Origin of the sequence: Streptococcus infantis (genome assembly GCF_047463655.1) — a bacterium.
Lineage (GTDB): Bacteria > Bacillota > Bacilli > Lactobacillales > Streptococcaceae > Streptococcus > Streptococcus infantis_Z.
Genome location: NZ_JASHDM010000021.1, coordinates 1 through 10142 on the forward strand (window position 1 = coordinate 1; position 10142 = coordinate 10142).

At 40.2% G+C, this 10142-nt stretch carries 12 protein-coding genes, 1 tRNA gene and 1 other RNA gene; 8 read left to right on the top strand and 6 right to left on the bottom strand.

All coding sequences use genetic code 11. From position 1 onward, the window contains the following. On the top strand, nt 1-875 hold an 875-nt coding region (locus QM877_RS09950; protein WP_414318314.1), incomplete at its 5' end, for a Rib/alpha-like domain-containing protein. 293 nt (nt 876-1168) lie between these two features. Here the strand turns inward: QM877_RS09950 and ssrA are convergent. From ssrA to QM877_RS09980, 6 genes are all read right to left on the bottom strand, one after another. Continuing rightward, nucleotides 1169-1516, bottom strand: a transfer-messenger RNA (tmRNA) gene (gene ssrA / locus QM877_RS09955). Nucleotides 1517-1619: 103 nt separating this feature from the next. Further along, nucleotides 1620-2201 (bottom strand): class I SAM-dependent methyltransferase, encoded by a 582-nt coding sequence (locus QM877_RS09960; RefSeq protein WP_371561470.1) that lies wholly within the window; start codon nt 2199-2201, stop codon nt 1620-1622. 259 nt (nt 2202-2460) lie between these two features. Continuing rightward, on the bottom strand, nt 2461-3120 hold the full coding sequence (locus QM877_RS09965) for an amino acid ABC transporter permease (protein WP_371561473.1): 660 nt from the start codon (nt 3118-3120) through the stop codon (nt 2461-2463). A 9-nt stretch (nt 3121-3129) separates the two neighbouring features. After that, on the bottom strand, nt 3130-3807 hold the full coding sequence (locus QM877_RS09970; protein ID WP_414318315.1) for an amino acid ABC transporter permease: 678 nt from the start codon (nt 3805-3807) through the stop codon (nt 3130-3132). A gap of 12 nt (nt 3808-3819) precedes the next feature. Continuing rightward, a complete protein-coding gene (locus tag QM877_RS09975) occupies nt 3820-4614 on the bottom strand; it encodes a transporter substrate-binding domain-containing protein (protein WP_371561478.1) in 795 nt (264 codons plus the stop codon). Nucleotides 4615-4624: 10 nt separating this feature from the next. Continuing rightward, complete coding sequence (locus tag QM877_RS09980; protein WP_414318316.1) at nt 4625-5383, bottom strand: amino acid ABC transporter ATP-binding protein; 759 nt, start codon at nt 5381-5383, stop codon at nt 4625-4627. 177 nt (nt 5384-5560) lie between these two features. Here QM877_RS09980 and recJ point away from each other — a divergent pair, with 177 nt between their 5' ends. From recJ to QM877_RS10015, 7 genes are all read left to right on the top strand, one after another. Next, nucleotides 5561-7786 (top strand): single-stranded-DNA-specific exonuclease RecJ, encoded by a 2226-nt coding sequence (recJ, locus tag QM877_RS09985; protein ID WP_414318317.1) that lies wholly within the window; start codon nt 5561-5563, stop codon nt 7784-7786. 306 nt (nt 7787-8092) lie between these two features. Next, nucleotides 8093-8269, top strand: coding sequence for a hypothetical protein (locus QM877_RS09990; protein WP_371561487.1), 177 nt, complete (start codon nt 8093-8095; stop codon nt 8267-8269). A 128-nt stretch (nt 8270-8397) separates the two neighbouring features. Further along, nucleotides 8398-8550 carry a 50S ribosomal protein L33 gene (gene rpmG, locus QM877_RS09995; RefSeq protein WP_001809375.1) on the top strand — a complete coding sequence of 51 codons (153 nt, stop codon included), beginning with the start codon at nt 8398-8400 and terminating at the stop codon, nt 8548-8550. Nucleotides 8551-8559: 9 nt separating this feature from the next. Continuing rightward, nucleotides 8560-8736: a preprotein translocase subunit SecE gene (gene secE / locus QM877_RS10000; RefSeq protein WP_001211016.1), complete on the top strand. Its 177-nt coding sequence runs from the start codon at nt 8560-8562 to the stop codon at nt 8734-8736. Nucleotides 8737-8792: 56 nt separating this feature from the next. Further along, nucleotides 8793-9329: a transcription termination/antitermination protein NusG gene (nusG, locus tag QM877_RS10005; RefSeq protein WP_045763385.1), complete on the top strand. Its 537-nt coding sequence runs from the start codon at nt 8793-8795 to the stop codon at nt 9327-9329. A gap of 191 nt (nt 9330-9520) precedes the next feature. Next, the gene (locus tag QM877_RS10010) at nt 9521-9985 is read left to right on the top strand and encodes a sigma-70 family RNA polymerase sigma factor (RefSeq protein ID WP_075231404.1); all 465 of its coding nucleotides are present in this window, start codon (nt 9521-9523) and stop codon (nt 9983-9985) included. Between the two features lie 71 nt (nt 9986-10056). Next, a tRNA-Glu gene (locus tag QM877_RS10015) sits at nt 10057-10128 on the top strand. The last annotated feature ends 14 nt before the right edge of the window (nt 10129-10142 follow it).

Here is a 10142-nt window from a genome sequence, read left to right on the forward strand (position 1 = left end):
CTGTAAAAGATCCAAGTGCACCAGCTACAGATGCAGACAAGAATACTCCAACAGCGAAAGATCAAACTGTTAAACCAGGAGATAAACCATCTGCCAAAGATTCAATCGGTAATGTCGGAGATCTTCCTAAGGGCACAACAGTAGAGTTCAAGACACCAGTAGACACAACTACCCCAGGTGATAAAGGAACTACAGTCGTTGTGACTTACCCAGATGGTTCTAAGGATGAAGTACCAGTTAAAGTAACTGTAAAAGATCCAAGTGCACCAGCTACAGATGCAGGTAAGAACAAAGTAACGGATCCAACAGTAACACCGGTTACAGATCCAAGCAACTTGACTGATGCGGAAAAAGCTAAAGTAGCAGAAGAAGTTAAGAAATCAAACCCAACCGTAACTGACGTTAAAGTTGGCAAAGATGGTACAACAACTGTAACTTACCCAGATGGTACAACAGCTGTTATTCCAGCCGATAAGACAGTTAAGAAATCATCAGATAAAGTTAAGGAATCAGATGGAGTTAAGAATCCATCAGTAACCCCAGTTACAGATCCAAGCAACTTGACTGACGCCGAAAAAGCTAAAGTAGCTGACGAAGTTAAGAAAGCTAATCCAACCGCGAAAGATATCAAGGTTAACAAAGATGGATCAGTAGTTGTAACCTTTGAAGATGGATCAGTAGCCGTTATTCCAGCTGAAAAATCTGTTACAGCTGCTAACCAAGATTCACCTGCTCAAGCACCAGCTAAGAAAGCAGGAGCGAAAGAATTGCCAAATACTGGTACAGAACAATCTAGCGCTTCACTTGCTTTAGCACTTCTTGCAGCAGCGACAGGCGGACTCCTCTTCGCTAAAAAACGTGAGGAAGAAGAGTAAGAAATTACTCAAATAAAGCAAAACTGAGAATCTCAATTCTATGAATTTGCTAGAAAAACCGTAAGAAGAAATTCTTACGGTTTTTTTGATAGATAAAGATTAGGAGAATGGTGAAATGTCAGTTTTACAGATCTTTGAAACGTTAAAAATTCAATTAAATAGCTATTCAATGTATATGCTATTTTTCCCATAGAAGAAAAGTTAATGTTCCCATCTTTCAAGTGTCTTGATGTAACATTGCAAACTTGTCTGAGGACAGAAAAAACGTTGAGATCATCAACGTTTTTTTAATATAATGGAGCCGGTGGGAGTCGAACCCACGTCCAAACACCTGCTAACATATTTGTCTACGACCATAGGTTATGTATTGTTTTAACAGCCCCTCGACACATAACTCAAGCCTAGGAACTGCGAGTCTATAAATCTCTTATCAAACTGCTAGACGAAGCTTGATCGTATCTCGCTAATAATAAGACCTGTCATCAGACACGAGCAATCCGAATCGGGTCACGCCTGCTGGTTTTTAGGCAGCTAGAGCGTAAGAAGTGTTATTTTTTGCAGTTATATTTAACTGAGCGTTTACGTCGCCACACGAGTCGCAAAATATGCCTCATAATGCCTGTCGAATCCGTAACGACCCCAAAAGACAATACAACTATTATACCTTATCTATTGGGAAAATGCAAAAGCTGAGTAAAGATTAGCATTTGCTTTGTTTTTAGGGCTTGTCTGTTACTCTAAGGGCTAAATATTTTTGCTGCTTGTAAGAAATAATTGGGAAGGTTTATGGAGAAAGAGATGGTCTGAGCTGTAGAGTATTTGACTTGTTGTTTCCGAGAAACCTTGTTGGCTGAGGCTTTTTTCAAGTTCAGAAATGATAAAACCGTGTGTCTCTCCATCTGGTGCAGTAAAATCAGCGATAAAGAGTTGTCCGCCATGAGTCAAATGTTCCTTGAACATAGATAGACTGTCATCAAGATTAGGCATATGATGAAGAACTCGACTGACGATAATAAGATCGAACTCTTCTTCAAGTGGTTCAAGTAATAAATCCTGTTGAATCAAGGATAGGTTTGCAAGTTTTTGACTTTCAATCTTGATGCGAGCTTGCTCTAGCATTTTATCCGCAATGTCAACCAAGGTCACTGATTTAGCTCGTTTGGCAAGAGGAAGGGCGATAAGGCCAGTTCCACCTCCAAAGTCTAGGATTGATTTGTTTGACAAATCAGGCACTTGTTTTATTAGATGCTGGCAAACAAGATCGGCCAGAAATTGATTTTTTGGAGAATCGAATGATTCTGCTCGATGATTAAAATGATGTTCCATATTTCTAGTCTAGCATAGAGTTTGGCAGTTTAACATTTCCTAGCTTTATTCTAGTAAAGGAATAAGCAAAAAGATTTTTCTCAAAAGGCGGTGGGACAGAAATCGATAGACAAAGTCTCGATTTCGTAGTCTCAGCCCCGCGAGGATGATTAGGAGCTTTTGGGAGTCTAAAAGACGAACAAAAAGTTCAATCAGCTACCGCGTCAAAGTTTGATTGTTAATAAAAAGTGAGGTAGGGATTTTTTGTCCCAACCTCTTGTTATTCTGCAGCTTGTTGCCAACGTTTTGCTAGAGTCCGTGAAAGGCTTGAAATAGCTAGGTTGAAACTGAAGTAGATTAGGGCGATCAGGATATATAAGCTGAAAACCTGTTCGGGTTCAAAGTATCGGCCCATGAGGATTTGACTAGCACCAAAAAGCTCTTGGAGGGCGATTACAGAGTATAGAAGACTTGTATCCTTAATCACTGTTACAAATTGAGAGATGATGGCAGGGAGCATCTTGCGGATGGCTTGCGGTAGGATGATGTAATAGAGGATTTGGCGATAGGAGAAACCTTGTGCCATCCCTGCCTCGTATTGTCCTTGATCCACTGCGTTAAGACCGCCTCGAATAATTTCAGCAAGAGCTGCAGATGTAAAGAGAGTAAAGGCGGTGATTCCGGCTGGGGTAGATTTCATTTTAAAGACTAAAAAAATAGTGAAAATCCAGAGTAGATTAGGAACATTTCGTACAAATTCAATGTAGACACTAGCAAGGATTCGTAATAGGGTGTTTTTTCCATTACGCATGACAGCGAGGATGGTTCCAATTAGTGTTGAAAGCGTGATAGCAATCAAAGAGATATAGAGGGTTAGACCAAAACCTTTTAAAATAAAGATGAGGTTGTCTAGACTGAGAACTTCAAGAATACTTTCCATAAAAACCTCCTAAAGTGAATAAGCTTTTTTGTTAGCTTGCTCCATTTTTCGTCCAAATTGAGCAACAGGGAAGCAGAGGGAAAAGTAGAAGAAGGCGGCGCCTAAAAAGGCTGGGATGTAGTTGCCGTTGAGTGCGGACCAAGATTTGGTGACAAACATAAGATCAACTCCAGAAATGATAGCTACTGTCGAAGTATTCTTAATCAGGTTGACGACTTGGTTGGTTAAGGGAGGGAGAATGATGCGAAAAGCCTGCGGTAAGATAATCAAGCGCATTGCATTTGCATAGGTGAATCCCTGAGAAAGAGCAGCTTCGAGTTGGCCTCTAGGGATAGACTGAATTCCTGATCGAATGACCTCAGCGATATAGGCGCCGTGGTAGAGTCCGACACAAAGAACGGCAGTCCAGTAGATGGGAATCATGATAGTATGGTTACTAATCAGAGGCAAGCCGTAAAATACAATAACGAACTGAACTAGGAGAGGGGTATTTTGATAAAATTCGATAAAGATACGGGACAAGATCCGTAAACTACCATGTTTGCTAGTGGATAAGGTACCAAATAGGATGCCCAATAGCATGGCTAGGGAAAAAGAACCTAGAGCGATAGCTATAGTAAAGAGAAATCCGTTAAAAAATTGACCAAAATGTTGAAAATAAGCTGTCCAAGATGATGAATCTATCATGTAGCTACCTCCTTATTCTGCTGAGTGTTTGGAAGGTTTGAGATTGTAGCGATCGTATAAGTCCTGCAAGGTCCCATCCTGACTCCATTTGACAACCAATTGATCTAGATAGTCATTCAGTTGCGTGTTCGATTTTTTGGTTACAATACCATAGTCAGAAGGTTTGAAGCTATCGTCAAGTAGTTCTGTTCTTTTGCTGGTATAGCCGGAAAGGATAGAACGGTCTACCGAGAAGGCATCAATCCGATGGGCGTGGAGGGAGGTGATTAATTCAGGATAAGATCCGAGTTCGACAAATTTAAAGGCAAGGCCTTTTTTCTTACCTAGCTCTGTAATCAGCTTTTGGGTGATGGATCCTTGTGCGACTCCAATGGTTTTTCCGTTTAAATCTTCAATATCTTTAATCTTACCTGATTTATTTACCAAAAATCCACAGGCGTCTGTATAGTAAGGGCTGGTGAAGTTGTAGAGCTTTTTCCGCTCATCTGTGATTGTGAAGGTGGCGATATCCATATCCACTTGTTCGTTGTCTAACAGAGGACCTCGAGTTTGAGCAGTAACTGGAACGTAGCGGACCTTGACCTTGAGTTGATCTGCAATCAGTTTGGCTAAATCTGTTTCAATACCTGAGAATTCTCCAGTTTTCGGGTTTTTATAGCCGAAATTAGGGACGTCTTGTTTGACACCAACAACGATTTCTCCTTTTTTTTGGATATCTGCGATACTGGTATCTGCTTGAACTGATGTCACAAATCCAATGCTTAAAAGACTGGTAACTACTGTTGCAAGAAAGAAATTCTTTTTCATAGGCGTCTCCTTATTTGACCTTGTCACTTTCGTGGTTGATAATCTTGCTGAAAAATTGTTGGGCGCGCGGTTCACTTGGGTGATCAAAAAATGCATCCACATCTGTTGTATCGACCAGGACTTGCCCTTCTGCCATAAAGATGATGCGATCAGCTACCTTACGAGCGAAGCCCATTTCGTGTGTGACGATGATCATATTCATGCCGTCGTGGGCTAGTTTTTGCATAACAGCTAGGACATCGCCGATTGTTTCGGGGTCGAGAGCTGAGGTTGGTTCGTCAAAGAGTAGGAGTTCAGGTTTCATAGCCAGGCCTCTAGCGATAGCTACTCGTTGCTTTTGTCCGCCTGATAAGGTGGCTGGATAGGAATCTTTCTTATCCCACATATTTACAAATTCTAAATATTTTTGCGCAGTTTTTTGAGCCACTTTGGGATCAATACCCAGTACTTTAATAGGTGCAAGAGTTACATTTTCTAACACAGTCTTATGTGGATAAAGATTAAAATGTTGGAAAACCATACCTACTTCCTTGCGGAGGGGGACCAAATCCTTTTGGCTAGCACCCGCCACTTGGTATCCGTTTACCAGGAGACTTCCGCTATCAATCGCCTCTATACCATTGATAGTACGGATAAGGGTTGACTTTCCAGAACCAGATGGTCCAAGTAAAACAACCACTTGGCCTTTTTCAAAACGAAGGTTGATATTCTGGAGTGCGTGGTAGTCTCCGTAATACTTTTCAACAGCTTTAAATTCTACTAAAGTCATAATTTTTCTCCTTTGTGTTAGATTTTGTAACATCGATTCTACAACAAAAGCGTTTTCCTGTCAAATGATATTACAAAGAAATTAGTAAAATTTTGATAAAAGCAAAGCAGATAGAGAAAAACTGAAAATCATGTTATAATAAAACGATAGAATCGTAAGAAAGAGTGGATGATTTTTTTGATAATTCCTACTTATAATTGGCAATTTGCTCCGCAAGTTGAGGATGCGGATTTTACAAAGATAGCTAAGAAAGCTGGTTTGGGCCCAGAAGTAGCTCGTTTGTTATTTGAACGAGGCATTCAGGATGAGACTAGTCTAAAAAAATTTTTAGAACCTTCTTTGGAGGAATTGCATGATCCCTACCTTTTAAATGATATGGAAAAGGCAGTGGAGCGAATTCGCCATGCTATTGAGCAAGGGGAACTGATTCTCATTTACGGGGACTACGATGCGGATGGGATGACTTCGGCTTCCATTGTCAAGGAAAGTTTAGAACAGTTGGGTGCTGAGTGCCTGGTCTATCTTCCTAATCGTTTTACGGACGGCTATGGTCCAAATGCCAGTGTCTACAAATATTTTATCGAACAGCAGGGCGTGTCTTTGATTGTGACGGTGGACAATGGTGTGGCGGGGCATGAAGCCATTGATTTGGCTCAGTCTATGGGAGTGGACGTCATTGTGACCGACCACCATTCTATGCCTGAGGTTTTACCAGATGCCTATGCTATTATTCATCCTGAACATCCAGGGGCGGACTATCCTTTCGAGCATCTAGCAGGCTGTGGTGTCGCTTTTAAGCTAGCTTGTGCCCTTTTGGAAGAAGTACAGGTTGAGTTGTTAGACTTGGTTGCAATCGGGACAATTGCCGACATGGTTAGCTTGACGGACGAAAATCGTATCATGGTCCAGTATGGTCTTGAGGTCTTGCGCAATACTCAGCGAATGGGATTGCAAGAAATGTTTGAAATCGCTGGGATTTCAAGTAGTGATGTGACAGAAGAAACGATCGGTTTTCAGTTGGCACCTCGCTTAAATGCCTTAGGGCGCTTGGATGATCCTAATCCAGCTATTGAGTTGTTGACTGGATTTGACGATGAGGAAGTGCATGAAATCGCCCTTTTGATTCATCAAAAGAATGAAGAACGTAAGGAAATTGTTCAGTCGATTTACGATGAAGCTAAGAAAATGGTGGATCCTGATAAAAGTGTTCAAGTTTTGGCTAAAGAAGGCTGGAATCCGGGAGTTCTTGGAATTGTAGCTGGGCGTTTGCTTGAAGAACTAGGTCAGACAGTTATAGTCTTGAATATCGAAGATGGGCGCGCCAAGGGGAGTGCTCGAAGCATAGAAGCAGTCGATATCTTTGAAGCCTTGGACCCACATCGAGAACTGTTTATCGCATTTGGTGGTCACGCAGGTGCTGCAGGTATGACCCTCGAAGTGGATAAGTTGGAAGTCTTGTCTGATGTTTTGGAAGCCTATATCCGAGAAAAAGGTGCAGATGCCCAAGGTAAAAACAATCTATTTTTAGACGAAGAACTGGATTTAGAGGCCTTGAGTTTGGAGACGGTGAAAAGTTTTGAACGTCTAGCTCCTTTTGGGATGGATAACCAAAAGCCTGTCTTCTATATTCGAGATTTTCAAGTTGAAAATGCTCGCGTCATGGGGGCTGGTAATGCTCATCTCAAGCTGAAAATTTCCAAAGGTGAGGCCAGTTTTGAGGTAGTCGCTTTTGGTCAAGGGAAATGGGCGACTGAATTCTCACAGACCAAGCAACTGGAACTAGCGGTGACTCTCTCTGTCAACCAATGGAATGGTCAAACAACCTTGCAGTTGATGATGGTTGACGCCCGTGTAGAAGGTGTCCAGCTCTTTAACATCCGTGGCAAGAATGCCCTGTTGCCAGAAGGTGTACCTGTTTTGGACTTTACGCAAGAGTTACCTGATGTGACCTCTTGTCCAGCTATTGTCGTGAAGAATATCCCTGAGGATATATCCCTTCTTAAGAAAATCTTTCAGGAACAGGAATTTTCAGCACTTTACTTTAAAAATGATATAGCTAAGGCTTACTACTTGACGGGCTATGGAACGAGAGAGCAGTTTGCTAAATTGTATAAAACCATCTATCAGTTCCCAGAGTTTGACATTCGCTATAAACTCAAGGATTTGGCGGCTTATCTCAAGATTGAGCAAATCCTATTAGTCAAAATGATTCAGATATTTGAAGAGCTTGACTTTGTGACCATTGAAAATGGAGTCATGAGGGTGAATAAAGAGGCTGAAAAGCGTGATATAGCTGAAAGTCAGATTTATCAAAAGCTAAAACAAACTGTTAAAGATCAGGAGATTATGGCGCTTGGAACAGTCCAGGAAATCTATGATTTCTTGATGGAAAAAAGTGAATAGAGATCGAAAGAGTTGGCTTGCTGACTCTTTTTTTGCTATCAAAAACTACATCAATGAAAGGAATTTAGTGCTATAATGAGAGGAGTGAAGGACTGTTGAACCTTGTTGAAGAAAGTTATACTCTTCGAAAATCTCTTCAAACCACGTCAGTGTCGCCTTACCGTATATGTGTTACTGACTTCGTCAGTTCTATCCACAACCTCAAAACGGTGTTTTGAGCAACCTGCGGCTAACTTCCTAGTTTGCTCTTTGATTTTCATTGAGTATTAGTCTCAAAAGTACCAGAGAAGTTAGTCGGAGTAGAAAATGGATAAAGAGAAGAAAAAGAAATTACTGGCAGAGTATAAGCAGCAACAGAAGAAAGAATTTGAAGCAAGTTTACCGATAACAAGGGAAATCTTTTTAGATTTGTTTGATTTTTTGGATCAGGAGTTAGAGTCGCTGACTTGTTATGACGCTTTTCTTTTGAAAAATTATGTTTAAAAGTATTTTGGATAAATCCCTTGGTAAATCAAGTGGAAGTTACTTTGAGAAATTACCTTAAAAAATCAAAAACGATTTAACTTGTCAAAGCAGAGGTTTATTGTTATAATAGGTAAGATGGAGGCGTTATGGCACTTAAAAAAGCAAGTCTAGCCTGTGCGGTTTGTGGTTCTAGAAACTATTCAATTAAGATTAGTGGAAATCCAAAACCAACACGCTTAGAAGTAAATAAATTTTGTAAACACTGTGGCAAGTACACCACACACCGAGAAACGAGATAGGAGAAAACGATGCGTTTTATTAAGGACATTTTTAAACTTCTTAAAGAAACAACTTGGCCGACTCGCAAGGAAAGTTGGTTAGATTTTAAATCTATCATGGAATACACTGCTTTCTTTGTAGTGATGATTTATATTTTTGACCAATTGATTGTTAGCGGATTGATTCGTTTTATTAATATTTTTTAAAATAAGCTAAGAAAAGATCTAGTCGCTGAAATTCTTCAGTTAGGAAAGGAAAAAACATGGATAGTTTTGATAAAGGATGGTTTGTGCTACAAACTTACTCTGGCTACGAAAATAAAGTAAAAGAAAATCTATTGCAACGTGCACAAACATACAATATGCTAGAAAATATTCTACGTGTTGAAATTCCTACACAAACAGTGCAAGTAGAAAAAAATGGAAAGAAAAAAGAAATCGAAGAAAATCGCTTTCCAGGTTATGTTCTTGTAGAAATGGTTATGACCGACGAAGCATGGTTTGTTGTACGTAACACACCAAACGTAACAGGATTCGTAGGTTCACACGGAAATAGATCAAAACCAACTCCACTTTTGGAACAAGAAATTCGCGATATTTTAGTTTCTATGGGTCAAACTGTCCAAGAATTTGATATTGATGTCGAAGTTGGTCAAACTGTTCGTATTATTGACGGAGCTTTCGCAGATTACACAGGTAAGATCACAGAAATTGATAACAATAAAGTTAAGATGATTATCTCAATGTTTGGTAATGATACAGTTGCAGAAGTAAATCTTAACCAGATTGCAGAACTTTAATCAAAAATATTATCAATATAAAATCACAAACAAAGACAACTGTAGAGACAACAGTTGTCTTTTTATCTCTCATCTGCCTTCCTCAATACTTCCTGATACACCTTGGACTCAAAAAAAACACAAGACAGGAACCAAATCCCTTCTTTCCCCCTTTCGCTGCTATACTACAAGCAGAGAAAGGGGGAAAGCAAATGCTTGAGAAGTATTATGAGAAGGTAAAAGGAATTGTCCATAGATGCCGAAAAGATTATTATCTTCATCTGTGGGAAAAAGAGGATTGGGACCAAGAGGGCATGATCTGTCTCCATGAACTTCTAGAACACCATCCAGAACTAGTGGAAGAGGAAAAGAAACTCTACGTCTACTTCAAAACAAAATTTCGCAATCGAATCCTTGATAGCGTCAGAAAACAAGAGAGTCAAAAACGTCGCCTAGACCGAATGGCCTACGAAGAAGTAGGAGAAATTAGCCATCGCCTACCAGAAGGAGGATTGTGGTTGGATGATTACTACGCTCTTCATGAATTGTTGAATACTTATAGAAGAAAGTTACCACAAGATAAGCAAGAAGCCTATGAACGCCTCTGGGCAGACGAACGATTTAAAGGCCGCAAAGCCCTTCTCAGAGAGCTGAAGGAAACATTACAAGACTTCTAAAAAAATTTAAAAAAGGTGTTGACAAAGTACGAAAAGTCGGTATAATAGTAAGAGTTGAAAATAACAACTCCGGTCCGTTGGTCAAGGGGTTAAGACACCGCCTTTTCACGGCGGTAACACGGGTTCGAATCCCGTACGGACTATAGTATGAAGCAGA

What these genes read in the sequence shown, in the direction of transcription:
- QM877_RS09960 (WP_371561470.1), bottom strand. Translation starts at nt 2,201, where the DNA reads ATGGAACATCATTTTAATCATCGAGCAGAATCATTCGATTCTCCAAAA.
- QM877_RS09965 (WP_371561473.1), bottom strand. Translation starts at nt 3,120, where the DNA reads ATGGAAAGTATTCTTGAAGTTCTCAGTCTAGACAACCTCATCTTTATT.
- QM877_RS09970 (WP_414318315.1), bottom strand. Translation starts at nt 3,807, where the DNA reads ATGATAGATTCATCATCTTGGACAGCTTATTTTCAACATTTTGGTCAA.
- QM877_RS09975 (WP_371561478.1), bottom strand. Translation starts at nt 4,614, where the DNA reads ATGAAAAAGAATTTCTTTCTTGCAACAGTAGTTACCAGTCTTTTAAGC.
- QM877_RS09980 (WP_414318316.1), bottom strand. Translation starts at nt 5,383, where the DNA reads ATGACTTTAGTAGAATTTAAAGCTGTTGAAAAGTATTACGGAGACTAC.
- QM877_RS09990 (WP_371561487.1), top strand. Translation starts at nt 8,093, where the DNA reads ATGGATAAAGAGAAGAAAAAGAAATTACTGGCAGAGTATAAGCAGCAA.
- rpmG (WP_001809375.1), top strand. Translation starts at nt 8,398, where the DNA reads ATGGCACTTAAAAAAGCAAGTCTAGCCTGTGCGGTTTGTGGTTCTAGA.
- secE (WP_001211016.1), top strand. Translation starts at nt 8,560, where the DNA reads ATGCGTTTTATTAAGGACATTTTTAAACTTCTTAAAGAAACAACTTGG.
- nusG (WP_045763385.1), top strand. Translation starts at nt 8,793, where the DNA reads ATGGATAGTTTTGATAAAGGATGGTTTGTGCTACAAACTTACTCTGGC.
- QM877_RS10010 (WP_075231404.1), top strand. Translation starts at nt 9,521, where the DNA reads ATGCTTGAGAAGTATTATGAGAAGGTAAAAGGAATTGTCCATAGATGC.